Below are 24,492 nucleotides of genomic sequence, written 5' to 3' on the forward strand. Positions count from 1 at the left end.
ATGACCGTACTATTAGATAAAATACCAAAACAAAATGCGCTTAAGCATGAGATTTTCTCAGGCACTAAGCGCATCGATTAAATATTCAAATTAATTAGCTACGACGACCGCCACGTCCGCCACGTTTTCCTTCCGTATTGCGTCTTAATGACGACAAACGATCTTCACTATCTTTCAGGAATCCACTCATTAGCGAGTCAAAATCTCCCTCTTTTTTAGGTGAGTTATTTTGATTTGGCGTGTATGATGAACGAGATGGAGCAGCACTGCTTTTATTGAATCTTGGTGCTTGATCAGATTGCGGTTGTTTATTATAATTACGATCATTCTCTTTATTAAAGGCAGGTTTTGGTCTACCAGTTGTTTCTGGTTTAGCTTGCTCGTTAGCTTGACGTAACGATAAACTAATTTTACCATCAGCTGCAATCGTTAATACCTTTACTTCGACTTCCTGACCTACAGTTAATACAGTGTTGATGTCTTTAATGTACGAATCTGAAATTTCACTAATATGAATTAACCCTGTTTTATTATCAGGCAATGAAACAAATGCTCCAAAATGTGTAATCCCAGTGACTTTACCCGCAACTTTTTGACCTACTTCAAATGACATAAAAAATATGTTCCTCCTAAAATATTATACGGTTGTCAAACCGTTACGCTGATTACCAGCATTAAAACCAAATTAAACTAACCAATCGACTGGCACTTATTTATTCAGAGCCATCATCATCTACAGCTGGATCAGTGACCGACTTATTCTGAAACAAGTCAGTATCCGCTTGCGAATCTGCATCGCCTAAATCAAAAATAATTTCTCCAGGTTTTGCATAATAATAATCGCGTCGTGCAATTTCAGCTAAATATTCAGGGTCTTGCAATCTCAAGTACTCTTGTTGGACTGCCCGATTCTGTTGAACTGCTTGGTTATGCGCCTGCTGAGTTTGTTCGAAATTTCGTGCAACCTCAGTCGAATGGGACATCGTACGAAGCAAAGGAATACCTGCAAGTGCTAAGGCTGCAGCTCCTATAAATGCTAGTGCGAATTTGCGTCCCTTTTTAGGAGGTGACGGTTTGCTTTCAATAGGTTCAGCCATGCCTCGAAATTGCGGCTCTTGCACGCGATTACTAGGTCTTGCTCGATCACTTCTAAGTTGCTGAAATTCGAGCACTTTCCGTTCTGGAGTCTTAGACTCAACACGATAATTCATCCCACCCCTCCTTTACACTTATCGAGTTTACCATTAATTCAGGTACATTTCCATGTTATTGGACAAAATACTAGCCAAACTTAAGTAAGTCTAACTGAAACATAATATTTCGATAAAGTACAGCATGTTTCTCATACGAAAAAAGAAACTACTCAAGTTGAGTAGCTTCCAGTGAATTAATCATAAGGTGTGAAAGTGTTCGTGTCTTGCACACGTTCTTCAGACACAATGTTATACATACGTGCTGCGTCTTCTTTTTTCGTTGTATCAAGGATACGTACGATGTCAGCTGCTAAAGTGCGGTTACCATAACGAATCGTTAATTGATCGCCTTCTTTCACCGTTGAACTAGATTTAGCCGTGATACCATTAATATCAATTCGACCTTGATCAGCCACTTCTTTGGCAACGCTACGACGCTTGATTAAACGTGATACTTTCAAAAATTTATCTAATCTCATTAAACTTCCTCCTTCTCTTGAAATCCCTCTTCTGCTTGCGTTTCTGGCGCCACAATTTCACTCGTATTAACAGTGAACTTGCGAACCATATCCAACCACTGATAACTTGGTTTCCCTTGAACAAGTAAAGAAACTTTCAGCTGTGTCCCTTCCATGCCGATTTCAGCACGCAACTTAATATCCTGCAAGGCTTCAAACACATTTGGCCCTTTTAGAATATCACTCGCGATTGGATTAAAGAATAGATGCACCCATTGACCTTGTTGCTTAATTAGGTTGACTCCTGACAGCAGTCCATAATGCTTAATCAAGGCAATATCTAATAAGTCAGCAACTTCGCTAGGAAATTCGCCAAAACGGTCAATCAACTGATCTTGTAAATTACGGTATTCTTCTTCGGAATCGATTTGTTGAATCGATTTATAGACAGATATTTTCTGTAACTCATCAGGAATGTAAGTACTTGGGATATAAGCATCCAACCCAATGTCCCATTCCATTTGTTGCGAGCTAGATTTACTTACGGGTGCTTTCCCACGTTTAATATCGACCGCCTCTTTCAACATTTGCGAGTACATATCAAAACCAACTGAGTCGATAAAGCCAGACTGCTGTTTCCCTAAAAGATTACCAGCTCCTCGAATGGATAAGTCACGCATCGCGATTTTAAAACCAGAACCGAGTTCTGTAAATTCGCGAATCGCTTGGAGACGCTTCTCACTTACTTCACTTAGTTGCTTGAACGGTTCATACATTAAGTAAGCATAGGCGATTCGGTTAGTACGTCCCACTCGCCCTCTTAATTGATACAGTGTTGATAGCCCCATGTGATCGGCATTATCAATAAACATCGTATTGGCGTTAGGAATATCCACACCCGTTTCGATAATCGTCGTGGTCACCAAGACATCATACTCACCTTGAATAAAATCGACTAAGACTGTTTCCAATTCCACTTCAGACATTTGCCCATGCGCCACTGCCACTCGTGCCTCAGGCACAAGTTGACTAATTTCATCCGCTCGTTGGAAAATAGTCGCTACGCGGTTGTGCAAGTAAAATACTTGGCCGCCTCGGGCTAATTCTCTTTCGATACCAGACATTACTGCCCCTTCATTTCTTTCCATCACATACGTTTGGACAGGATAACGGTTGCTAGGAGGCGTTTCAATTAAGGAAAGATCTCGCACTCCAATCATCGACATGTGTAAGGTTCTTGGAATGGGTGTCGCCGTTAAAGTCAAGACATCCACTTCCGATTTCAGTTGCTTCAAACGTTCTTTATGCTTCACTCCGAAACGTTGTTCTTCGTCGACAATTAATAAGCCTAAATCTTGGAATTCAATATCTTTAGACAACACACGGTGCGTTCCAACCACAATATTAACGGCGCCGTTTTTTAGTCCTTCTAACGTTTCATTCTGTTTCGACCTGGTCACGAATCGGCTTAGTAAGCCAATTTCAACAGGATACTCTGCAAAACGTTCGATTAAGGAATTATAATGTTGCTGGGCAAGGATTGTCGTAGGAACTAGGAATGCCACTTGCTTACCGTCCATTACAGCTTTAAAAATTGCTCGCATCGCAACTTCTGTTTTACCGTAACCGACGTCTCCGACAAGTAAACGGTCCATCGGCCGACTTTTCTCCATGTCTTTTTTTATTTCCATTGTACTACGTAATTGATCATCTGTTTCGACATAAGAAAAGGCATTCTCAAAATCTGTTTGTTCAGGTGTATCCTTGCCGAAAGCATAACCGACTTCTTGTTCTCGCTTGGCATATAGAGCAATCAGTTCATCGGCAATGTCTTCAATTTTAGCAGCAACTTTTTGCTTCGTTTTCGCCCAGTCCGACCCACCCAATTTATGGACTTTGGGTGTTTTCGATTCAGAGGCGACGTACTTTTGAATCATGTCAATTTGATCAACCGGAATTAATACACGCGCATTATTCTGATATTCAATTGCTAGTAAATCTCGGTGAACACCATTGATTTCAATTGTATCTAAACCGGTATATTGACCAATCCCGTGATTAGCATGCACGACATAATCACCAATATTTAATTCACTATAACTTTTAATTCGTTCCGCGTTCGAAAGATGTTGTTTTTTTATTTTTCGTTTTTTAACTTGGTTAAAGAGTTCTTTTTCAGTTAATACCACCCACTTGGCTAAAGGGAGTTCAAAACCACTCGACAAGCTACCAATGACAATGTTCACGACTGCGCTTTGAACTTCATCACCGTGTTGTATGATACTTGGTCTAATATTATACTCTTCGAACAGCTCAAGTGTTTTATCGGCTTGTTTTTGACTGCTGACCAAGACTTGAATGGTAGCTTTTTGTTTAAACCAGTGGTCTACTTCCGTTTTAATCAAAGGCATTTGGTTAAAAAACGGATTCATACTACGGTATTGAAAAGAATGAACCGCCTCAAATGTTAAGTTGCCTAAACCTTTTTGCAAGGTGACAAAATGCACACGAGGCAATTGAGTATGCTTCAATAAGTCAAAGGCACTCAAGTGAACAGTCAGCTTAGGTGGTAATTGACCTTTACTAATTTCTTGTTCTAACCAATACATGTCGTCATTCGTTGATTGTATTTCTGTTTGATTTATTTTCCCAAAATCATTAATCACAATGAGACAATTGGGGTTCAAGTAATCGATAAGTGACGTTCCTTGAGGGTCATAAAATTCCAAGTATGCTGACGAAAACATCAATGCTTCACCAGAGTTAAGCATTTCAAGTTGCTGTTGCATGCCTCTTTGGATAATTGTCACTAGGGTGTCATCTTCGATTTTTTCAATTACTTTGGCCGTATGCTTTTCAATTGCCTGACTAATGCTTTGTTGTTCCGTGATGCTAAAGAGGATATCTTTTGCAGGAATCAGGTCAAAGCTTTCCAAGTTTCGAATGGAGGTTTGTGTTTCGGCATCGAAATAGCGAATGGAATCCAATTCAATGTCAAAGAAATCCAACCGAACGGGATAATCACTGTTCAGTGGATAAAAGTCAACAATGCTTCCACGCACGCTATATTCTCCTGGAGTTTGCACCATTGGTTGGCGTGTATAACCGAAGTAACTTAATTTTTGTTCTAAGGCCATACGTTCCATTTCATCGCCCAACTCAAGATGGGTCATTTCATAGCGCCATTTATCAACAGGCGTTAGGCGTTTACGGATGCCTGCAACGGGCGATAGAATAATACAATCCTCACCACGTGATAAGGTATTGAGGACTTCGACCCGACGTGCCATATTGTCCATTGAAGCGTAGGAATATTCCAAAGCCAGTGATTCTTCAGCTGGGAATTGTAGAATTTTCACGCCAGGCAATAACTGAACTAAATCATCATAAAGTTGCGTCAGTTGGATTACGCTCGGTTCAACAATTAGTAATTGTTGAGGGCGCTGATGGTATAGCTGAGCTATCATCACCGAACGAGCACTAGCATCAAGTCCTGTGACTAGATGAGGCAACCCTTTAAGAGAAGCACTATTTATTTGTTTAATGGCGGGTTGAAATGCTGGTGTAAATAACTTCGATAGCATAATTGATAAACTCCTTATTTCTAATATGGGCTGTTACAAAGCCCTAATGGCGTCATAACAAACTCAAGGGAGGAGCTCAGCTAACTGACCCCCCTCTAATGTATTATTTCCTTTGGTTATATGTGTTCATAATTTTCAAAAAATCTTTTCCATCTACCCAGTCATCCAGAGCATCTGCCGCTAGTTGGCTTGCTTCATTGACTGAGTCCTGCTCTTCTGGTCTGAAAGTGGCGAGTACATGATCGACAACTTTCCAACCTCCCTGAGGTCGTCCTATGCCGACCCGAATACGTTTAAAATCTTGCGCGCCCAGCATTTGGATAATACTCTTTATCCCATTATGTCCACCGGCACTACCATTCTGACGCAAGCGAATCCGTCCAGGCTCCAAGTCTAAATCGTCATAAACAACGACAATATCTTCCATCGCTATGCCATAATAACTCATAAATGGCAGTAGCGCCTCACCCGAAAGGTTCATATAAGTAAAAGGCTTAAGCAAAAGCACTTTGGCTTGCGGATGACGCCAAATTGTATAATCCGCTTTAAATTTTTGGTCCATCATCGTCAAACCATGACGTGCCATCAAGGTATCAATCACATGAAATCCGATATTATGACGTGTGCCATCATAACGATTGCCTGGATTTCCTAAGCCAATAATTAATTTCACGCTTCCATCACCGTAACTTCCTTTTTCATTTCGTTGCCTATTATAACACAAACAACCTTCCCAAAGCCAAAATAGCACTCCAAATATAGTGCGAGAAAACTTTCGCAATTAGCTTAATATTTGTTATAATAAATTCATTACAATTCAAATATAAGGGAGTTACACAGAATGAATCACACACAAAGTTTTTCAAAACACAAAATAATTCTTGTAGGCGACGGCGCAGTTGGTTCTAGTTTCGCATACTCATTAGTAACGCAAAGTGTCGGCCGTGAATTAGGCATCATCGATGTCAATCACGATAAAGCAGAAGGTGATGCTTTAGACTTATCTAATGCTGTTCCATTCTATTCACCCAAATACATTTATGCCGCCGAATACGCTGACTGTGTCGATGCGGATATTGTGGTTTTATGTGCGGGTGCTGCGCAAAAACCTGGCGAAACACGTCTTGATCTGGTTCATAAAAACTTGAAGATTTATCAAGACATCGTGGGTCAAATAGTAGCCTCAGGCTTTGATGGTATTTTCTTAGTGGCTGCTAACCCCGTGGATATCTTAACTTATGCCACTTGGAAATTTAGTGGTTTCCCGGCTGAACGCGTCATTGGTTCAGGAACATCCTTAGATACTTCACGTTTACGCCAAGAAGTAGCGACTTTAGTTGGGGTCGATGCACGTAACGTTCATGGTTATATTCTAGGTGAACATGGCGATACAGAATTCCCAGTCTGGTCTCACGCGAATATTGGGGGTCTACAGATTAATGAGTGGTTAAAGATCGACGATAGCACCACTGAAGAAGCCTTAGATAAAGTTTTCATCAAGGTACGTGACGCAGCCTATGAAATCATTTCGCGTAAGGGAGCTACTTATTACGGTATAGCCTCTGCCTTGACTCGTATTTGTCAGGCCATTTTTGAAGATCAAAAAGCCATTCTTCCTTTATCTGTTTACCTTGATGGTCAATTTGGCCAAGAAGATGTCTTTATCGGAGCACCAGCGATTATTGGCCGTCAAGGAATTGAGCGAATTATTGAGATTCCATTGAATGAGCTTGAAACAAAACAAATGAATCACTCTGCTTCTACACTGAAACAAGTGATTCAAGAGGGCTTCGCCCGCTTAGACAGCTAAGCTTTAAGAAAGGTACGTTATGTAGAATAGCCCTTGAGCGAATAGTGTATTCGCTTAAGGGTTATTTCTTTAGGTAGAGTTTTAGGTTTGATACAAGCTCCTCTTAAAAAAATGCAAAAAAAAACTAACATTCTGTGCAGACAGAATCTTAGTTATTTTTACTATATATAAATGATATCTATACGAATTCTAACTCAACCGAGTTAGTTAATACATCTTGATAACTAAAAGACACGCGACCGATTTTATTATGATCTTGATCTAGATCCACAATAAACACAGAACGGTAAGTTTCTTTTAAAATACCCTTGCGTTCTTTCTTCTTCTTGCGACCCATCTGTACCGTAACAATAATCTCTTCTCCAACCTTGTCATCAAGCAATGATTTAATTTCTATTAAATCTTTTGGCATGGTATCACCTCACCTAATATTATACCATACCTTTTCAAAACAATCAATCTTATCATAGACAATGGACAGGTGCAAGTGTTAAACACCATTTCTTATGATATTTTAATACAAAATTGAAAACGCTTCATACAATTGTGCAAACTCGATAATTGTTAGTGATTCCGCACGACGAGAACCATCCAGTCCTACTTGATCCATTATCGCACGAACATCGTCCGCTGATACTTCGTCTGAAGTAAATGCTGCCTTTAAGTTATTCCAGATTGTTTTACGTCTCTGTTTAAAACACGCTTGAACAAATTTTTGAAAGCGATGAGTGTCATCCACTGTCACTAAAGCTTCTTCACGGCGTGTGAGCTTCAGAACAGCTGAATCTACGTTTGGTTTAGGAATAAACACTGTCTTAGGAACGATAAAAGCTGTTTCAGCTTCCATATCATTTTGAATAGCAATCGTCAAGGAGTTATAAGCTTTCGTGCCAACTGAGGCCGTCATTCGTTCAGCAACCTCTTTTTGCATCATCATAATTAAACTTTGGAAAGGCAGGTCACTTGCTAATAAATTCATGATAATAGGTGTCGTAATATAATAAGGTAAGTTTGCGACCACTACTAGACGTTTAACATGATGTAACCATTCGTAATCCTCACTTGCAAAGTCGACGCTTAGAATATCTTGATGTATCACACGCACATTGTCATAAGGCGCTAATGTTTTGGATAATATCTTGACAAAGCGTTGGTCAATCTCAAAGGCCAACACTTCTTTAGCGTGAATCGCTAAGTATTCTGTCAAGGCACCAATTCCTGGTCCAATTTCGATAACAGTGGTTGTTTCATCGACCTCGCCTGCTTCGATCATTTTTTCTAACATATGTGGTTCGACAAGAAAGTTTTGACCTAAGCTCTTTTTCATTTTAATGCCATATTGTTGCATGATTTCAATCGTACGCGACGGTGTCGCAATCATTTTATTCGTTTCCATCCTGACCCTCCTTTGCGTCTAAGCGCTCTGCTTCTTTTAAATATTCTGTTAATTCACTTAAGGTTACTTGGTAAAGTGCTAATTGCTTTTGTAGTTGCTTACCATTTAGATGACCTAAATGAAAATGCTTAGCTACTTTAGCACGACGACTGGCAGCTTCGGGGTGTCCAATCAATTGTAGTCGAACTAAATCCGCAAGGGGAATCCGTTCAACAGCATCGGTTAAAGCCAAGTCTGCTACAGCCGCAATTGCTGTTCGAATGGCTTCTGGTGTCGCATGTTCCACACCTAAACTAGCACCTACTTTATTGCCCCGTGAGTCTTCAGGCGACAAATGAGCTTGCTTAGCTTCAGGAATGGCTTCACTAATTATGCGGCGCAAACGTAAACCTTGAAAATCTGGATCCGTAAAGATAATAATTCCGAATTGCTCGGCCGCTTGCTTGATTCGCAAACGCGTCGATTTATTCAAAGCCGAGCCCCCTGTTTCAATTATTTTGACTTCTGGTCCAAAGGTCTCAATTAATCGGGCGGTATCATCGCGACCTTCCACAATGATGACTTGCGTTGGTATTTTGTTAATATATTTATCTGTCATGGTCACTCAATCTTTCATTCATTTGGTCGCCAACGAAAAAGTTCAAAAGCATTGTTCGTCGTTAAAGCCGCGATTTCTTCTAAGGAGACATTACGCACTTGCGCTAGATGTTCTGCAACATAGCGGACATAAGCGGGTTCGTTACGTTTACCTCGTTTAGGAACGGGTGCTAGGTATGGGGCATCAGTTTCTACCAGCAATAATTCACTAGGGACAATTGCTGCTGCTTCTCTAACTTCAATCGACTTTTTAAAAGTCAGTACGCCACTGAAACTGATATGCATGCCTAAATCAATAAAGCCTTTAGCCTCTTCCGCCGTTCCACCAAAGCTGTGCATAATCCCTCCAGCGTCCGGTACACCCGTTTCTTTCAAGATTCGGTAAACATCTTCCGTCGCGTCGCGGTTGTGAATCGTAATCGGTAAATTATGTTCTTTGGCAATTGCAATTTGACGTTTAAATACGTCAGCTTGAGTCGAGCGTGGCGCGCTATCCCAGTAATAGTCCAAACCAATTTCACCGAGCATATACACATTTGGTAATTCCAACCAATGTTCCAAACGACGCTCAAAATCCGGCGTATAATTACTCGCTTCAGTCGGATGGCAGCCAACAACACTAATAATATTTTTATAAGTCTCACTAATAGCTAAAGACCGTTCGATTGTCTGTTCATCAAAACCCACGACTGCCATGTAATGAACGTCTTGCTCAGCGGCTTCTTGAACCAACTTCCCAACCTCATCAACAAATTGATCTGCATTCAAATGCGTGTGTGTATCGAAAATTTTCAATTAAAAAACCCCTTTACTTACTTCTTTCATTATACACTATGTGGGCAACTCAATAATCATACCATAATTAGGTGCTCTCTCACATGTAAGTTGAGCGTCCTTTAAACATTCTTAAGTTTATCATACTGACGCCACTCAATGCTATTCGAATAGGCTTTCACTGTTTGGCTATTAACTGTCACATTCTAGAGACACTATTGTAAAGGTCAAGAAGGTGCATATCGTGTGACATCGAAAAAGGACCGTGATAGGATACATTTATTAAGTACAAGAGAGGGAGTTACACTATGAATAAACTTAAAAAGTTATTAACATTGTCAAGTGCAGGGTTACTATTAAGCACCTTCAATCCTTCAACCTTAAATATTTTTGCTCAGGATGATTCTGATACACAAGAAACATCGGAAACAATTGAAACAGAAACAAATGAGTCAAATGAGTCAACTGAAGCAACTGATGATAAAGAATACGACTTTGAAGTCGAAACTAAGGTCATCAATACAGATGAAGAAGAAATTGGAACGGCTACTTTCAAACAAGATACAGACGGTGTCGTAACATTAGAATTGAAATTAGAAGGACTCGAAGCAGGCGAATACGGTATGCACATTCACACGGTTGGTTTAGCAACAGCCCCAACGTTTGAAGATGCCGGGGGCCATTTTAACCCCGAAGAGGTTGAACACGGAACTGAATCTGAAACCGGGCCACATGCTGGAGACTTACCAAATTTAGTCGTTGGCGAAGATGGTACCGTTGAAGAAACGATTGAAATTCCAAACGTTTCACTAGATCCAGAAGGAGAAAATACTTTAAACTCTACAGATGGGACAACATTGATTATTCATGAAGGAACAGACGACTACACCACGCAACCTACTGGTGATGCGGGGGATCGTCAAGCAGCCGCTGTCATCTTTGCCCCATTAGAAGATAGTGAATTTTACGCAGAAGACTCTTCTGACGCTTCAAGTGAAGACGCAAATGATGCGACGGACGATACATCGGACGACGCTAATGCAGATGACGCTTCAAGCGACGAAGACAGCGAATAATATATTTCGATAGCTAGTAGCTTGCAATAAAATTTAATGCTTGTATACCTCAAAATAAAAAACTAGACGCTCATTTCAGCTAATCGCTGATAAAGTGTCTAGTTTTTTTGCTGACTTGTAGCTTTTAGCAAGCCCTCACGCATAAGGGTCAATGACTCTACAGTAATTCGTCGTACTTTTTATTACTATCACGACTCTTATGAACCGGATATTTAAGATTGTTCTTCTCAAGTTTATTCGTTATCAAGTCATTCACTTCTAAGTTTAATGACTGAGCCAAGACATAACTATAAATAATGACATCAGCCAACTCATCCTGTAATTCGTCCATTGCCTCTTCATCGGCTAAGACTTCTGACGACTCACGCCACTGGAAAACTTCCAACAACTCAGCTGCTTCCACCGCAATCGCAATTGCGACATCTTTGGCATTGTCCCATAAGGCCCAATTACGCGCTGCACGATAAGCGACAATTTTATCTTCTAAAGACAAATCTGCCGAAATTTCTGATGCATTCGGTTTAGCTGGATACTTTTCAGTATTTCTTTGTAATTTACGGTCCACCAAATAGTCAATATCCAATGCTAAATTACCAGCTAACATGTGTCCATAAATGAATACATCTGCTAATTCATCTTTAATCGCCTCAATATCTGAAACCCCTTCTTCCGCCTCTTTCCACTGGAATATTTCCAACAGTTCTGAGGACTCCAAAGTTATCGACAAGGCCAAATCTTTTTCATTATGAAATTGACGCCAATGACGCGCGTCACGAAACTGATTTACTTTTTCAATATTGTTCATGTTATCCACTCTTTTCGTAAGTTTACAAAAAAATCATTATCTATAGTATACCACATATTGACAGAAAAACGTTAAAAACAAGCCTCTAACAAGCGTAATATTGACAACAAAATATTAACACTAAGGCTGTGCTGTCACACTAATAATTACCACTTACTCCTAAAAAATCACACCATGTTATAATCCATACAATGAATAGGTGTGCTTTGCCATTCCATACAGCTTCCCCAAACAAAAAAATTTTATTTAAGGAGCCAATGACATGCAAGGTCTAAAACAACACATTTTCCATTACAATCGTCCCCAAGATAGCAAGGTCAGGCTAATATCAGCAGGAATTTGTATTCTCATCATTAACCTCGTCGGATTCTTATCAGGTAATTACAGCATCAACGCCGTCGCCTCTTTAGGTGTCTTTACTTTTTTACACTACACACCAACCGAAGACGACCGCATCATAAAACGTCTCGTGTTTGTCGGACTCATTCTTTTTATTAGTTATGTCCTTGGTTTACTTTCAACCGTTTATATTCTGATGGACCACTCATCATTGGATTGATTGCTTTCGTTAGTCGCCTGCTGTTTAGACTTTTTAAGCTTGATAAACCAGGGGATTTGTTTATCATCCTTTGTGTGGCAGCTGGGGCATCTAATCCAGTTCAATCAGAAGAAGTCGCCCAGCTGAGTTTGTATTTTTTATCCTGTGTCACCCTGTCTATCTTGATGGGCTACCTCTCTTTAAAAATCGAACAAACACCGAAGCAGTCAACTAGCTTCCAGCTTAACTTGCTCGAACGCATTCGCCAAGGCCCCCGCTCGATTATTGATAGCTTCAGTTTTCGATTACTCTATTTATTGCTAGTTACATTAATCTCGCGGTCGGCTTAGATCAGAAAAGTTGGCTGATTGTATCAACAGCCGACATTTTCAAAGAATGATCGGGACAACTTTAGGGCTCGTTACAGCTACTTTATTGATGTTGGTGCCCATGACCATTGAAGTCAAAATCATCCTCGTTGTGATTATCTACGTAGTGGTTGAATATTTTATGCCACGCAATTAGTCAATCGGTATCTTTTTCGTCACCAACATGATTTTGTTACAAATGACGCTAACCAATCCTGACATCTGGCCCAGCCTGATTCATTCACGATTTTTTGGAATGTTAATTGGTAGTTTAATTGGTGTCATCTCGGCCTTCATTCAATTCAAACTCTTTGATTTTTACAGCCAAACCTTAATTAATGAAAGAACATACGATTCCAATAAATTCTAACCACCTTTCAGGAATAGAATGATTAGCCAAAAGTTGATTTTCTACTGTCAGATAATGTGTCTATTCCACTCGTGGTGTCTTGACAACAGTGACTTTCCGAACGTTTCTTGTATTATTTATAATTTAAAACAAACTTTACACTATTTTTACAAAAGTTAGCGTATACTGAAGACAAATATCATTTTGAAGGAGATTGAATAATGTTTAAATCAATCAAAGCTTTACTTTTAGGCAGTTTAGTTCTAGGCACGATGCTCAATACAGTTGCTTTTGGTCAAGTCGTTACGGCACAAGACGAGGAAGCACTGGAAGTTCAATTTGTTCCTACTAACAACGATGGTTCAATGGAGGCACGCGCTTTGCCGCTGGCTGAATATTTATCAGAAGCCTTAGGTCGCGAAGTGAATGTAACACTAGCTACAGACTATACGACAATTGTTCAAGCCATGGCTTCGGGCCAAGTTGATTTAGGTATTATGCCACCGGCTGCTTACGTACAAGCGCGCGATTTAGATTCTGCTAAAGCGATTCTGACATCTGTTTTAGGTAAATTTGATGACGAAACTGGTTTGCCAGTGGCAGGCGAAACTACCGGCGCTTTCCAAGGTGAAATTTTAGTCAAAGCGGATAGCGATATGCAAGAACTATCTGATTTAATTGGCAAAAAAATCGCAACCTTAAGTCCTAACTCTGCTTCAGGATACATTTATCCAGTGGCTGAAATGATTAATGCAGGGATCGATATCAATAAAGATGTGACTTTAACGACAGTTAACGATATTCCAAGTGAGATTACCGCTGTTTTAAATGGTCAACAGGATGCTGCGTTTGTATTTGAAGGCGCTCGTGTAGTGTTCGCAGGTGCTTTCCCAGATAATGACTTAATGAAAGAGTTACGTGTGCTTTATTTAACGGAAGGTGAAATTCCTAACGACGCGATTGCGGTTCAACCAGATATGGATGAAGATTTGCAAGAAGCGATTAAAGAAGCATTCTTAACAATGGGCGACACAGAAGAAGGCTTAGAAATCATGTCTCTTTGGAGCCACTTAGGTTACACAGAGGTTGACGAAGCATTTTATGACCAAATTAAAGAATACACTGAGATTGCCGCTCAATAAATAATTTTTGATTAGTCCAACAGATAGTCAACTTTCAGTAGCGATTCGCATACAGAAAGTTGGCTATTTTTTTTGGCTAACTGGGAGGAAAAAATATGATAGAACTCAATAATGTCACGAAGGTTTTCCCAAATGGGGTCACTGGTTTAAAAAACATCAATTTAACGATTCACAAGGGGGAATTTGTGTGTATTATCGGCCTTAGTGGTGCTGGTAAGAGTACTTTATTACGCAGTTTAAACCGTTTAAATGATGTCTCAGAAGGTGAAGTCAAAATTGCGGGTGAGTCAATTACCCATGCTAACGCTCGTCAGTTGCGTCGTATGCGTCGCAATATTGGGATGATTTTCCAACAATTTAACTTAGTTCGAAAAAACACCGTTCAAAAGAATGTCATTTCTGGGCGCTTAGGTTACTACTCTAATTGGCAAACTTTACTAGGCCTCTTTTCAAAAGAAGATTATGCTAGAACTGAGGCAGCTCTGGAAAAAGTGGGCTTGGCTGACAAGTTGAAGGATCGTAGTGATTCCTTGAGTGGTGGGCAACAACAAAGAGTCTCAATCGCTCGAACGATTGTCCAAGAAGCTGATCTTATTTTAGCGGATGAGCCTGTATCAGCCTTAGATCCGGTGACGTCTGAAACCGTCATGAATGACTTCAAACGCTTGAACGAAGAAAACGAACGCACAATTGTCATCAATATTCACTCGGTTGATTTAGCTCGCCGCTATGCATCACGAATTATCGGCATGCGGGCTGGCGAAATTGTCTTTGATGGTCCGGCTTATGCAGCAACCGATGAAAAATTAAATGAAATATACGGTAAAGCAATTTTCGAAAATGAAGCACAGGCTAATTTAAAGGCCTTGGAAGTCAAAATCGAAACAGATTTACGCCAAGAACATGTAAATGACGACTCGACTAATGGATCGACTGAGGGTTAAGTAGGAAGGATGGGTTAATGATGAAACATAAAGATACAATCCATGACAATCTTCTTAAACAATTCGGCGGCACTCTATTGATAGTGCTTTTATTTCTGATGGCTGGTAGCTTAATTAATGCCGATTGGTCAGAAGTCGCAGATAATCGCAGACAAGCCGCTATGTTCTTAGAAGGTTTCTTGAAACCTGAATGGTCTTATATTGACAGACTGATTGAACCAATGATTGAAACCATTTTAATGTCAGTGTCTGGTACCTTTTTAGGTGTGGTATTTGCGATTCCGGCTGCCTTTCTAGGAACCAATTTGGTAACACGCAATCCAATCATCACCTTTGTTTTCCGGACTTACTTTAGTTTAATTCGCACGATCCCTAACTTGTTACTGGCCGCATTGTTGGTGGCAATTATTGGAATTGGTGAGTTAACCGGGGTGTTAACGATAGCCATCTTTACTTTCGGCATGGTTTCACAATTAATTTTCTCGACGATTGAAACGATTGATATTGGTCCACTTGAAGCGGATGAATCAATTGGCGCTACACGTTTTCAAATGGCAGTTAATGCTGTCTGGCCACAAGTCGCTCACAGCGTCTTCGCCTATGCCTTATATGCTTTCGAGGTAAACATTCGTGCGTCGGCTGTCTTAGGTTATGTCGGTGCTGGCGGGATTGGCGTGATGCTAAATACCGCTTTAAGCTTCATGCAGTTTGGCCGTGTAAGTTTAATTATTTTAATTATCTTATTACTAGTTTTCCTTACGAGTTGGATTAGCGAATATATTAGACGGGAGGTTATCTAATGAAGTCGAATAAATTGATTAATCGAAGTTTACTGTTTGTCTTGTTCGCCCTCACCTTCTATGCCTTTTTAACGCTTGATTACTCTAACCTCGTTAATTTACAGTTCAGCAATATTTGGCATATTATCACCAGCCTATTGCAACCTGATTTTAGTTACGTCTATGATGGCACAAGCGAAGACTTAGTACATTTAATGTTCCAAACAGTCGTGATTGCTTTTTACGGTACAATTATTGGCTCGATTCTATCGATTCCATTTATTTTACTAAGTGCCAAATCGACATGGGGACGTCTGACTTTGATTCCTTTAGGGATGCGAGGTTTATTAAACTTAATGCGTTCCGTTCCAGCTTTGATTTATGCAATTTTATTTGTACGCGTTGTAGGTCCAGGTCCTTTTGCGGGTGCCTTGGCTTTAGGTGTACAATTAGTCGGTATGCTGGGAAAATTAGTCAGTGAGGAACTCGACCGCATTGATGAAACTCCAATTGAGTCGATGCGAGCAGTCGGTGCCAGTTCCAGTCAGATTTTCCAATACGCACGCTTACCACAAGTCTTACCCATTGCCGCGTCGCATGTGCTCAATCATTTTGAAATCAACGTGCGTAGTGCGACCACCTTAGGCTTGGTTGGTGCTGGCGGGATTGGTGCACCCATTATTTTTGCTTTACAACAAAGAAATTGGGCCCGTGTCAGTATCATTTTACTCGCGATTATTTTGGTCGTTGTTGTAATTGATTTGATGAGTAGTAAAATTCGCCAGAAGTTATTATAGAAAGGGTGCTTTTATGACGCAGATTTCCATCGCTGCCACAACAGATGTTCATGGCTTTTTAGATGAAGGCCTGGCAATCATACCAACTGTATTAGAAGTCGTGACTGCTGATCTTTTAATGGATAATGGCGATTTTTTCGTCGGTAGCCCCTTTGCAGCCTACAGCTATGACCAAAAGATGATTAGTCCGCTAGTCACCGTTGCTAATGATTTAGCTTATGATGTGATGATTCCAGGAAATCATGATCTGGATTTCGGCTTAGCTTGGCTACAAAGACAAGTAAGTGAGTTGAAAGCAGATTATATTTGCGCGAATTTAAAGGATATTAGTGGGACCCCTATTTTTCCAGCCTATACGATTAAATCGGTCAAAGGTGTAAAAGTAGCCATCATCGGTTTGATGACCGCCGCTTTTAACCAGTTATGTTCCCGCAAAGTCGCAGAAGAAGTTGTCGTCGAAAATCCTTTTGTGGCGTTGCAAGATGTATTGGAGCACTTAAATAATGAAGAGTCTTACGATTTAGTGATTGTGAGCTACCACGGCGGCTTAACCAACGATCCTGAAACAGGTGCCACTTGGTTTTACCCCTCAATGGAGGACCAAGCCTATCAACTGATGGAAGCTTTTCCTGAAATCAATAGCTTAATTTGTGGCCACCAACACTTTACCAATACTGGAATCCACCCTCACCAAACCGCCTTCTTACAAGTTGGAACACGCGCACATTATTTTGGTTTACAACGCTTTAAAGTTTACGAGGATCACACAGAAATTATTGAGAATCGCTTGTTAAATTTGCGAAATCAAGCAATTGACTATCCCTTGGGACCAGAGCGTACAATGTACCAGTCTTGGCTTCAACAAAATGTGACGCTGTCAAACATTCAGTCTTGGATTGAACATCGTTACCCAGCCGATGGTTACTTGTTGGATTTCAGTGCCCGGACACTGGGTGAATTCAGCGCCGAACTGAGCGCACCTTTCCCCTTAAGCTACTATTACTTGCCGGGCAAGGAAATCCCTTCTGTATCTGACCAGGTCCTGGCCTTTGACCCTGACCATTTTTATTCAATCGTGGCGATTACAGGCCGCCTGCCTCAAACGCGTCTGCGTGAGGGCGTCTTGCTACCACTGTTCGACGAAATCATTAAACATACGGCCTATTAAAAGAAAACCAGGTCTTCCTTGAAGGATAACCTGGTTTTTTATCTATTCATAAATGAGTCCTTAAGTCACTCGCTTGTTTAGTGAATCGTGATTTCTATTCTAATCTGACCACTAAAACTAGCTAGACTGATAGATTGACTGAGTCTACGAGTCAACATGTAAACATTCAAACAGCCCACAACCAAGTACATTCCACAATAAACCCAAAAACAGCCTGACGAGTTTGACGCTCGTCAGGCTGTAAGTCTGTTGTGTTATTCACTTAACCTAGTAATGCACCGTTTTCAGCGTCATCCGGAGCAAAGATAAGCGATAAGTCGCCATCGCTTTCTGCAGACAGAATCATCCCTTGGCTAATATGACCCATCATTTTACGCGGCTTCAAGTTCGCAACAACCGTTAGTTTGCGACCAATCAACGCTTCATGATCTGGGTAGTATTTCGCAATTCCTGATAAAATTTGACGGTGCCCTTTGTCGCCGGCATCTAAGCGGAAACGCAGCAATTTATTTGAGCCTTCCACGGGTTGAACATCGATCACTTCAGCAACTTTCATTTCAAGCTTGATGAAATCATCAAATTCAATCGCTGGTGTTTCGTAGTGTACAAGTTCAACTTCCGCTGGATTCCAATTAGGATCGTTCACAGTTGGTTCACCACCATCAGCAGTCTCGTCATTATTATCAACCGCCATCAAATCGTGAATGTAGGTGACTTCAACATCAGTATCTAGACGTGGGAAGATTGGCACACCTTTTTTAATGACTACTTGGCCTGCTTCAATCTGTCCCCAGGCCAAGCTTTCCAAGCTACGGTCTAACTCATTAGCCAAACCTAACTGCTCGAAAATCTGAGCTGGAGCGCTCGTCATAAACGGACGTAATAAATGGCCAGCTAGACGCAATACTTCAGCTAAATGATTCATCACAGATTTCAATTGTGGATGAGTTGCTTCATCTTTAATCAATACCCAAGGCGACGTCTCATCAATATACTTATTCGCACGCGAGACAATGTTCATCACATGATCTAACGCTTGGTTGAAAGATAAAGCATCCATTGACGCGTGGAAGGCTTCAATTTCAGTCAATACATATTCTTCAAACACACTATCAAATTCAGTCGCCGTTACACCTTCTGCAGCTACTGGAATTTGACCATCGAAGTATTTATTCATCATCGCAACCGTACGATTTAATAAATTTCCTAAATCATTTGCTAATTCAAAGTTAATCCGGTTAACGAAACTCTCTGGCGTAAAGACCGTATCATTTCCTTGACTCATTTCACGTAGTAGGTAGAAACGTGTCGCATCTAAACCATAACGCTCAATTAATTGATCTGGATAAATGACGTTACCTTTAGATTTAGACATCTTGCCGTCTTTCATTAACATCCAACCATGCGCAAAAATCTTTTTAGGTAATGGTAAACCTAAAGCCATTAACATTGTTGGCCAATAAATCATATGGAAACGTGATATATCTTTCCCAATCACATGCACATCTGCAGGCCAGTATTTATTGAATAAAGTCTCGTCATCGCTACCGTAGCCTAAAGCCGTGATATAGTTAATTAAAGCATCAATCCATACATAAACCACATGTTTAGGATCAGACTGAACCGGAATTCCCCAAGTAAAAGTCGTTCTTGAAACAGCTAAATCTTCCAAGCCAGGCTTGATAAAATTATTGATCATTTCCGTTTTACGAAAGGCTGGTACTAGGAAGTCCTCATGCGCTTCGTAATATTCCACTAAACGATCCGCATATTTACTCATACGGAAAAAATAAGATTCCTCTTTAACCAATTCAACATTATGTCCACTTGGTGCTTTACCACCAACGACATTACCAGCCGCATCTTTGTAGACCTCAATTAATTGACTTTCAGTAAAGAATTCCTCATCACTAATTGAGTACCAACCTTGATACTCCCCTAGGTAAATGTCGCCTTGCGCTAATAATTGCTCGAAAGCTTTTTGAGTAGACGCAATATGATAATCTTCTGTTGTACGGATAAAGTAGTCGTTAGAAATATCTAAAGACTTCCATAAAGCTTTAATTGAATCCGCCATGCCATCCACATATTCTTTTGGACTTATATCAAGTTCATTTGCCTTGGCTTCAATTTTCTGACCATGTTCATCAGTACCTGTTAAAAAGAATACATCATAACCCATCAGACGTTTGTAACGCGACATCGCATCGCAAGCTAAAGTAGAATAAGCATTTCCAATGTGGAGCTTGCCACTTGGGTAATAAATAGGCGTTGTTATATAAAAAGTTGGTTTGTTCGATTGTTCGGTCACGAATGAGTGCCCCTTTCAAATTAAGTAATCATAACTGGGTTTAATTATAACACAGAACACACCCCTGTGGACAAAATAGGGCCATAGATTGTCTAGTGAATGACAATATTTACCACTTCCATCGCCTTTCTATCAAACTTAATTAGCAATTCACAAAGAAATCGTTTAAACTAATAATATGAATACTATTTATATAGTAATTATGCTCAATAATCCCGGCTGAAAAACTCACCTAAACAGCTTTAATTCATATTTTGTAAAGGGTGTTGTATTTTTAATTAGCCAAATATAGACTGAGCAATTAACTGATACTGGGAGGAAAAATATGACAAGATTACTAAACGAAAAGATGATTAGAGAATTGCTGACAATTAAAGAAATCAACGAAATCGTCGATCGAACTTTCAAAGATTTCGGTGACGATAAAGTGATTAATCCACCAAAAGTCAATTTAGATTTAGGTGAAACAGGAAATTATCCTTATTATGAAGGCTTCATGAACGCGATGCCTGCTTATATCGGTGGGACTTCAGATATTGCTGGTTTGAAATGGGTAGGTGGCTTTGCTGGTGAAAGAAAGAAAGCTGACTTACCTTATATTACTGCAATGATTTTGTTAGTGAATCCACAAGTAGGTAATTTCGAGGCTGTTCTTGAAGGTTCATATATTTCGAATATGCGTACAGGGTCGCAAACTGCTGTTGCTTTGAAATATTTACATCCTAAAAAAGAAATCACCATTGGTATGTATGGCGCCGGCCTTCAAGCCAGAACGCAAATCCAAACAATATCTGAATGGTTCGACATTACTCGTTTAGTAGTCTGGAATCACCGCCGTGTAACGGCAGAGTCATTTGCCCAAGAGATGAAGCAATATGTAACTGGCGAGATTATTGTTGCTGACCCTGCTAAACCGGAGGAAGCAGCCAATAACGATGCCTTAATTACAGTGACTCCGGCTCAAGAACCCTTCTTAACTAAAGAGATGGTCAAGCCTGGTACCATTGTCTTTCCAATGGGCTCTTTCCAAGAAGTTAGCGATGATTTGATTTTAGCGGCAGATAAAATTATCGTCGACCATGCAGAACAAGCCTTGCACCGCGGCGCGCTAAAAAGCTTAAATAGTGAAGGTATAATCACTGAAGAAAACATCACAACTACGATTGGCGAATTAGCTGTTGGCAAAGCAAGCGTTGGCGACCTTTCAAATGGGATCACCTTGTGTATTCCTATTGGTACGGGCGCTTTAGATGTGGCTGTCGCCGCTCGAGCTTATGAAAAAGCGGTTGAACAAGGAATTGGTGAAAGCTTTATTTTCTTCGACAATTCATTTTAAACATTAAAAAGAGAGTGTCATTCAGCCTTATATATAACAGCTGAATGGCACTCTTTTCTTTCCTTTATCATCACGTTCTCACTAGTAAGGAACGAACTTGTTGACGGTAACGATAAATAAAACTGAAGGTTACTAATAAAATTGGGAAAACCGTCGCTACAATGAAACCATACTTTAAATTCTCACTAAACAGGCCTGCAACGCCTCCAACGATACTTGGCCCAACTGCACAACCGATATCTCCCGCCAAGGCTAAGATAGCAAATAAGGCTGTTCCTCCTTTGGGAATGCTTTGGGCAGCGATACTGAAAACTCCCGGCCATAAAATACCAACTGACAAGCCACAGATTGCACTACCGACCAGAGACAATACCGGATTAGGTGCAAATACTACCAATAAATAAGAGGCAATACATAGAACGCCGCTTCCCGTAATAAAACTTAACAAATCAATCCGCTCACTATATTTCGCATAGAATACACGAGCAAGCCCCATTAAAATTGCGAACATTGTAGGGCCTAATAAATCACCCACTGTTTTAGAAATTCCCAAGCCACTCTCAGCAAATGCTGACGACCACTGCGCCATCGCTTGCTCTGATGCTCCAGCCGAAATCATTAACACAATGAAAATCCAAAAAGTCTTCATTGAAAATAAGGCTTTGACTGTCATCGAGTCACCCTCTTGCGTTAACATCGCAATCGGAACTTGCGAATAGTAAAAAGCATTCCCTATAACAAACAATGCCCAAATACCGGCTAAGATATTCCATGACTGTGAGCCAAATACATGTAAGAATAATGTTGAGAAAACAACCACTAGGACCATCCCCCAGCAATAAAAGGAATGTAATAAACTCATTGACGAGGCTTTATTTCCTGTAGGCGCCGCTTCGACAATCGGACTAATTAGGACTTCAATTAACCCACCTCCAACCGCATAGGTCATCACTGCTGCTAATAAAGCTAAAAACTTATGATCAGTCAGTAAGGGGAAAACACCCAAGCCCAGAATACCAACTGCCGCAAAAATATGGGCCGCCACAATACAAATTTTGTAGCCAATTCGGTCAACAAAATTGATGGCTAACATATCCACAACTAATTGTGTTAAAAAGTTAATAGTAATTAGTAAAGTCATCTGTTCTAAAGGTATATTAAAAGAATCTCGGAAAATTAAAAATAATAGCGGTGCAAAATTATTGATGATTGCTTGCGTCACATAGCCCAAATAACTCGCTCGTAACGTATCTTGATAAGTAAATTGTTTCATTCACTTAAGTCCTTTCACTTTTTCTAACTAACGGTATAATAATAACTTTAACTATCATAATATCATCATAATAAAGTCTGTTCTAGCTTTATATGATCTAGGTATCATCAGTTTGCATTGGCACCCTGAAGTCGAAACGGCTTATGTTTTCCAAGGAACAGTCAAATGGAAACTCAATCAAGAGACCGTCATTCTTAACTCAGGTAGAGGGGGATTTATCAATGCACAAGTTTTACATAGCGCTGAACCGGTTAACTCCAAGCATGCCCATATGATTTCCATTGTCTTTGACCCAACAGTCGTGGCCACCAAAAGCAACTTAGTCTTCCACCGTTACATACAACCCATTTTTCAGAATAGCTCTTTAAATTATCTAGTTTTGACAGAAGACACCGCCTGGCAACTCGTCGCCTTAGATGCCATCAGTAAAATACATTATTATTCTGAATACGAGCCTATCGCTTTCGAGCTAACGTTTATCCATGATGTAAATCCACCAACACTTCGCAGAAGTAATTACTTTACAAAGTCTAGCTGATGTCGCAAACATTAGCGCTAGTGAATGTCAGCGCTATTTCACCCATTTTATATCCCTTACCCCAATTCAATATTTGATACACTATCGTTTAGAAGTAGCAGCTAAATATTTATGCGAACGCTCTTATAATATCTCGGATATTGAATTAACATGCGGCTTCGAAAGCCATAGCTACTTTAGTAAACAATTCAAAGAAACATACGGTCTTTCCCCTACTGCATACCGTAAACAAATTATAGCCTAAAACTTGTTGCTTAAACTCATACTAACAGACAGACGATTGTGGTCTGTCTGTTAGCATGAGTATCGCTTATCTATACGGACACTCAATCTTATTAGTTGGATGAGTCCAGTTAGCCTAGTTGCGGATTTAATTATTTCGGCTAATTTTATATATAAAAAAGACAGATCACGAGGACCTGTCTTGTTATTTATATAATTAGTTAACTCTTAATGCAAAGCTTGGCATAAAGTAAGAGCTAATGCTGTTGTACTCTAAGGGTGTTCCTGGTTGAGAAGCGTGAATGTAGTCTCCGTTACCCGTTGCGATCGCTACGTGGTAAGTGCTTCCTGGTGAACCCCAGAAATATAAGTCTCCAGCTTGGGCTGATGAAACATCCATTTTTGTTCCTGAATGTTCTTGCGCGCCAGTCCAACCACCGATATCAACGCCGTAAGTTTCTTTAAATACATATTGAACGAAACCTGAACAGTCGAAACCACTTGGTGATTTTCCACCCCATACATAAGGTGTTCCTAAGTATTGAGAGGCATTATCAAGTAATGTTGATGCGTTAGCAGCTGACTCTTCAGCTTTTTCAGCTGCGTCTGCTGCTGCTTGAGCTAAGCGATCTGCTTCTGCCTTAGCCGCTTCTGCTGCGATTCTGTCTGCTTCTGCTTGGGCTGCTTCTTCTGCTGCGATTTTGTCTGCTTCTGCTTGGGCTGCTTCTTCTGCTGCGATTCTGTCCGCTTCTGCTTGAGCCGCTTCTTCTGCTGCGATTCTGTCTGCTTCTGCTTGAGCCGCTTCTTCTGCTGCAGTGTTATCTTCGACTACCGGCACTTCAACTTCAGGTACTTCTACAACTGGAGTTTCTTCTACCGGCACTTCAACTTCAGGTACTTCTACAACTGGAGTTTCTTCTACCGGCACTTCAACTTCAGGTACTTCTACGACTGGAGTTTCTTCTACTGGCACTTCAACTTCAGGTACTTCTACGACTGGAGTTTCTTCTACTGGCACTTCAACTTCAGGTACT

27 protein-coding genes and 1 pseudogene are annotated in these 24,492 nt (G+C 40.4%); 14 read left to right on the forward strand and 14 right to left on the reverse strand.

The genetic code is table 11. The features are described from left to right. Positions 1 to 94: 94 nt before the first annotated feature. The 5 genes from ACTQ45_RS12800 to pth all read right to left on the reverse strand — a co-directional run bounded on the left by ACTQ45_RS12800 (position 95) and on the right by pth (position 5,908). Positions 95 to 613, reverse strand: coding sequence for a S1 domain-containing RNA-binding protein (locus ACTQ45_RS12800; RefSeq protein ID WP_441763964.1), 519 nt, complete (start codon positions 611 to 613; stop codon positions 95 to 97). 100 nt (positions 614 to 713) lie between these two features. Continuing rightward, a complete protein-coding gene (locus ACTQ45_RS12805) occupies positions 714 to 1,211 on the reverse strand; it encodes an FtsB family cell division protein (protein ID WP_441763965.1) in 498 nt (165 codons plus the stop codon). 176 nt (positions 1,212 to 1,387) lie between these two features. Further along, positions 1,388 to 1,672 (reverse strand): RNA-binding S4 domain-containing protein, encoded by a 285-nt coding sequence (locus tag ACTQ45_RS12810; RefSeq protein WP_441763966.1) that lies wholly within the window; start codon positions 1,670 to 1,672, stop codon positions 1,388 to 1,390. After that, entirely contained in the window at positions 1,672 to 5,235 is a 3,564-nt protein-coding gene (gene mfd / locus ACTQ45_RS12815) for a transcription-repair coupling factor (RefSeq protein WP_441763967.1), read from the reverse strand. Before mfd ends, ACTQ45_RS12810 begins: the two co-directional genes overlap by 1 nt. A 103-nt stretch (positions 5,236 to 5,338) precedes the next feature. Beyond that, positions 5,339 to 5,908 carry an aminoacyl-tRNA hydrolase gene (pth, locus tag ACTQ45_RS12820; protein ID WP_441763968.1) on the reverse strand — a complete coding sequence of 190 codons (570 nt, stop codon included), beginning with the start codon at positions 5,906 to 5,908 and terminating at the stop codon, positions 5,339 to 5,341. 168 nt (positions 5,909 to 6,076) lie between these two features. Between pth and ACTQ45_RS12825 the strand changes: the two genes are divergently transcribed. Beyond that, on the forward strand, positions 6,077 to 7,045 hold the full coding sequence (locus ACTQ45_RS12825) for an L-lactate dehydrogenase (RefSeq protein WP_441763969.1): 969 nt from the start codon (positions 6,077 to 6,079) through the stop codon (positions 7,043 to 7,045). Positions 7,046 to 7,223: 178 nt separating this feature from the next. Here the strand turns inward: ACTQ45_RS12825 and ACTQ45_RS12830 are convergent, their stop codons facing one another. From ACTQ45_RS12830 to ACTQ45_RS12845, 4 genes are all read right to left on the reverse strand, one after another. Next, entirely contained in the window at positions 7,224 to 7,457 is a 234-nt protein-coding gene (locus ACTQ45_RS12830; RefSeq protein WP_441753594.1) for a Veg family protein, read from the reverse strand. 102 nt (positions 7,458 to 7,559) lie between these two features. Further along, complete coding sequence (gene rsmA / locus ACTQ45_RS12835) at positions 7,560 to 8,441, reverse strand: 16S rRNA (adenine(1518)-N(6)/adenine(1519)-N(6))-dimethyltransferase RsmA (RefSeq protein WP_441753596.1); 882 nt, start codon at positions 8,439 to 8,441, stop codon at positions 7,560 to 7,562. After that, entirely contained in the window at positions 8,428 to 9,039 is a 612-nt protein-coding gene (gene rnmV, locus ACTQ45_RS12840) for a ribonuclease M5 (protein ID WP_441753598.1), read from the reverse strand. The genes rsmA and rnmV overlap by 14 nt, the downstream gene beginning before the upstream one ends. Positions 9,040 to 9,053: 14 nt before the next feature. Further along, a complete protein-coding gene (locus ACTQ45_RS12845) occupies positions 9,054 to 9,833 on the reverse strand; it encodes a TatD family hydrolase (RefSeq protein WP_441753600.1) in 780 nt (259 codons plus the stop codon). Between the two features lie 287 nt (positions 9,834 to 10,120). Between ACTQ45_RS12845 and ACTQ45_RS12850 the strand changes: the two genes are divergently transcribed. Continuing rightward, positions 10,121 to 10,888, forward strand: a complete 768-nt coding sequence (locus ACTQ45_RS12850; RefSeq protein ID WP_441763970.1) for a superoxide dismutase family protein — start codon at positions 10,121 to 10,123, stop codon at positions 10,886 to 10,888. 157 nt (positions 10,889 to 11,045) lie between these two features. Here ACTQ45_RS12850 and ACTQ45_RS12855 read toward each other — a convergent pair whose 3' ends face one another. Further along, on the reverse strand, positions 11,046 to 11,291 hold the full coding sequence (locus ACTQ45_RS12855; RefSeq protein ID WP_441753619.1) for a MazG-like family protein: 246 nt from the start codon (positions 11,289 to 11,291) through the stop codon (positions 11,046 to 11,048). 108 nt (positions 11,292 to 11,399) lie between these two features. After that, positions 11,400 to 11,693, reverse strand: a pseudogene (locus ACTQ45_RS12860) (nucleotide pyrophosphohydrolase); the annotation flags it as partial. Between the two features lie 262 nt (positions 11,694 to 11,955). On the opposite strand from ACTQ45_RS12860, the gene ACTQ45_RS12865 reads away from it, so the two are divergent. From ACTQ45_RS12865 to ACTQ45_RS12905, 9 genes are all read left to right on the forward strand, one after another. Next, positions 11,956 to 12,252, forward strand: coding sequence for a hypothetical protein (locus tag ACTQ45_RS12865; RefSeq protein ID WP_441763971.1), 297 nt, complete (start codon positions 11,956 to 11,958; stop codon positions 12,250 to 12,252). A gap of 74 nt (positions 12,253 to 12,326) precedes the next feature. After that, complete coding sequence (locus ACTQ45_RS12870; protein ID WP_441763972.1) at positions 12,327 to 12,581, forward strand: hypothetical protein; 255 nt, start codon at positions 12,327 to 12,329, stop codon at positions 12,579 to 12,581. Positions 12,582 to 12,591: 10 nt separating this feature from the next. Then, on the forward strand, positions 12,592 to 12,756 hold the full coding sequence (locus tag ACTQ45_RS12875) for an FUSC family protein (RefSeq protein WP_441763973.1): 165 nt from the start codon (positions 12,592 to 12,594) through the stop codon (positions 12,754 to 12,756). A 27-nt stretch (positions 12,757 to 12,783) separates the two neighbouring features. Continuing rightward, a complete protein-coding gene (locus ACTQ45_RS12880) occupies positions 12,784 to 12,969 on the forward strand; it encodes a hypothetical protein (RefSeq protein ID WP_441763974.1) in 186 nt (61 codons plus the stop codon). A gap of 197 nt (positions 12,970 to 13,166) precedes the next feature. Beyond that, positions 13,167 to 14,090, forward strand: coding sequence for a phosphate/phosphite/phosphonate ABC transporter substrate-binding protein (locus ACTQ45_RS12885; protein ID WP_441763983.1), 924 nt, complete (start codon positions 13,167 to 13,169; stop codon positions 14,088 to 14,090). A 95-nt stretch (positions 14,091 to 14,185) separates the two neighbouring features. Continuing rightward, on the forward strand, positions 14,186 to 15,034 hold the full coding sequence (gene phnC / locus ACTQ45_RS12890; RefSeq protein WP_441763975.1) for a phosphonate ABC transporter ATP-binding protein: 849 nt from the start codon (positions 14,186 to 14,188) through the stop codon (positions 15,032 to 15,034). A 20-nt stretch (positions 15,035 to 15,054) separates the two neighbouring features. Next, positions 15,055 to 15,834 (forward strand): phosphonate ABC transporter, permease protein PhnE, encoded by a 780-nt coding sequence (gene phnE / locus ACTQ45_RS12895; protein WP_441763984.1) that lies wholly within the window; start codon positions 15,055 to 15,057, stop codon positions 15,832 to 15,834. Continuing rightward, on the forward strand, positions 15,834 to 16,610 hold the full coding sequence (phnE, locus tag ACTQ45_RS12900) for a phosphonate ABC transporter, permease protein PhnE (RefSeq protein ID WP_441763976.1): 777 nt from the start codon (positions 15,834 to 15,836) through the stop codon (positions 16,608 to 16,610). Before phnE (ACTQ45_RS12895) ends, phnE (ACTQ45_RS12900) begins: the two co-directional genes overlap by 1 nt. A gap of 13 nt (positions 16,611 to 16,623) precedes the next feature. After that, positions 16,624 to 17,778, forward strand: coding sequence for a metallophosphoesterase (locus ACTQ45_RS12905; RefSeq protein WP_441763977.1), 1,155 nt, complete (start codon positions 16,624 to 16,626; stop codon positions 17,776 to 17,778). A gap of 262 nt (positions 17,779 to 18,040) precedes the next feature. Here the strand turns inward: ACTQ45_RS12905 and metG are convergent, their stop codons facing one another. Then, on the reverse strand, positions 18,041 to 20,089 hold the full coding sequence (metG, locus tag ACTQ45_RS12910; RefSeq protein ID WP_441763978.1) for a methionine--tRNA ligase: 2,049 nt from the start codon (positions 20,087 to 20,089) through the stop codon (positions 18,041 to 18,043). 325 nt (positions 20,090 to 20,414) lie between these two features. Between metG and ACTQ45_RS12915 the strand changes: the two genes are divergently transcribed. After that, the gene (locus tag ACTQ45_RS12915; protein WP_441763979.1) at positions 20,415 to 21,425 is read left to right on the forward strand and encodes an ornithine cyclodeaminase family protein; all 1,011 of its coding nucleotides are present in this window, start codon (positions 20,415 to 20,417) and stop codon (positions 21,423 to 21,425) included. 70 nt (positions 21,426 to 21,495) lie between these two features. On the opposite strand, the gene ACTQ45_RS12920 is transcribed toward ACTQ45_RS12915, so the two are convergent. Then, entirely contained in the window at positions 21,496 to 22,698 is a 1,203-nt protein-coding gene (locus ACTQ45_RS12920) for an MFS transporter (protein ID WP_441763980.1), read from the reverse strand. A gap of 112 nt (positions 22,699 to 22,810) precedes the next feature. Between ACTQ45_RS12920 and ACTQ45_RS12925 the strand changes: the two genes are divergently transcribed. Both ACTQ45_RS12925 and ACTQ45_RS12930 read left to right on the forward strand, forming a co-directional pair. Next, positions 22,811 to 23,236 (forward strand): cupin domain-containing protein, encoded by a 426-nt coding sequence (locus ACTQ45_RS12925; RefSeq protein WP_441763981.1) that lies wholly within the window; start codon positions 22,811 to 22,813, stop codon positions 23,234 to 23,236. A gap of 49 nt (positions 23,237 to 23,285) precedes the next feature. Beyond that, positions 23,286 to 23,480, forward strand: a complete 195-nt coding sequence (locus tag ACTQ45_RS12930; protein ID WP_441753625.1) for a helix-turn-helix transcriptional regulator — start codon at positions 23,286 to 23,288, stop codon at positions 23,478 to 23,480. A gap of 195 nt (positions 23,481 to 23,675) precedes the next feature. On the opposite strand, the gene ACTQ45_RS12935 is transcribed toward ACTQ45_RS12930, so the two are convergent. Continuing rightward, positions 23,676 to 24,492, reverse strand: an 817-nt coding sequence (locus ACTQ45_RS12935; protein WP_441763982.1) for a C40 family peptidase, incomplete at its 5' end; no start/stop codon positions are given.

Source organism: Fundicoccus sp. Sow4_D5, from assembly GCF_052116365.1.
Lineage (GTDB): Bacteria > Bacillota > Bacilli > Lactobacillales > Aerococcaceae > Fundicoccus.

Excerpts from the sequence above, each read along its gene's own strand:
- ACTQ45_RS12915 (WP_441763979.1), top strand. The coding sequence starts at position 20,415 with ATGACAAGATTACTAAACGAAAAGATGATTAGAGAATTGCTGACAATT.
- ACTQ45_RS12880 (WP_441763974.1), top strand. The coding sequence starts at position 12,784 with ATGATTTTGTTACAAATGACGCTAACCAATCCTGACATCTGGCCCAGC.
- ACTQ45_RS12805 (WP_441763965.1), bottom strand. The coding sequence starts at position 1,211 with ATGAATTATCGTGTTGAGTCTAAGACTCCAGAACGGAAAGTGCTCGAA.
- ACTQ45_RS12800 (WP_441763964.1), bottom strand. The coding sequence starts at position 613 with ATGTCATTTGAAGTAGGTCAAAAAGTTGCGGGTAAAGTCACTGGGATT.
- ACTQ45_RS12830 (WP_441753594.1), bottom strand. The coding sequence starts at position 7,457 with ATGCCAAAAGATTTAATAGAAATTAAATCATTGCTTGATGACAAGGTT.
- phnE (WP_441763984.1), top strand. The coding sequence starts at position 15,055 with ATGAAACATAAAGATACAATCCATGACAATCTTCTTAAACAATTCGGC.
- rnmV (WP_441753598.1), bottom strand. The coding sequence starts at position 9,039 with ATGACAGATAAATATATTAACAAAATACCAACGCAAGTCATCATTGTG.
- rsmA (WP_441753596.1), bottom strand. The coding sequence starts at position 8,441 with ATGGAAACGAATAAAATGATTGCGACACCGTCGCGTACGATTGAAATC.
- ACTQ45_RS12865 (WP_441763971.1), top strand. The coding sequence starts at position 11,956 with ATGCAAGGTCTAAAACAACACATTTTCCATTACAATCGTCCCCAAGAT.
- ACTQ45_RS12850 (WP_441763970.1), top strand. The coding sequence starts at position 10,121 with ATGAATAAACTTAAAAAGTTATTAACATTGTCAAGTGCAGGGTTACTA.
- ACTQ45_RS12905 (WP_441763977.1), top strand. The coding sequence starts at position 16,624 with ATGACGCAGATTTCCATCGCTGCCACAACAGATGTTCATGGCTTTTTA.
- ACTQ45_RS12810 (WP_441763966.1), bottom strand. The coding sequence starts at position 1,672 with ATGAGATTAGATAAATTTTTGAAAGTATCACGTTTAATCAAGCGTCGT.
- mfd (WP_441763967.1), bottom strand. The coding sequence starts at position 5,235 with ATGCTATCGAAGTTATTTACACCAGCATTTCAACCCGCCATTAAACAA.
- phnE (WP_441763976.1), top strand. The coding sequence starts at position 15,834 with ATGAAGTCGAATAAATTGATTAATCGAAGTTTACTGTTTGTCTTGTTC.
- phnC (WP_441763975.1), top strand. The coding sequence starts at position 14,186 with ATGATAGAACTCAATAATGTCACGAAGGTTTTCCCAAATGGGGTCACT.
- ACTQ45_RS12920 (WP_441763980.1), bottom strand. The coding sequence starts at position 22,698 with ATGAAACAATTTACTTATCAAGATACGTTACGAGCGAGTTATTTGGGC.
- ACTQ45_RS12825 (WP_441763969.1), top strand. The coding sequence starts at position 6,077 with ATGAATCACACACAAAGTTTTTCAAAACACAAAATAATTCTTGTAGGC.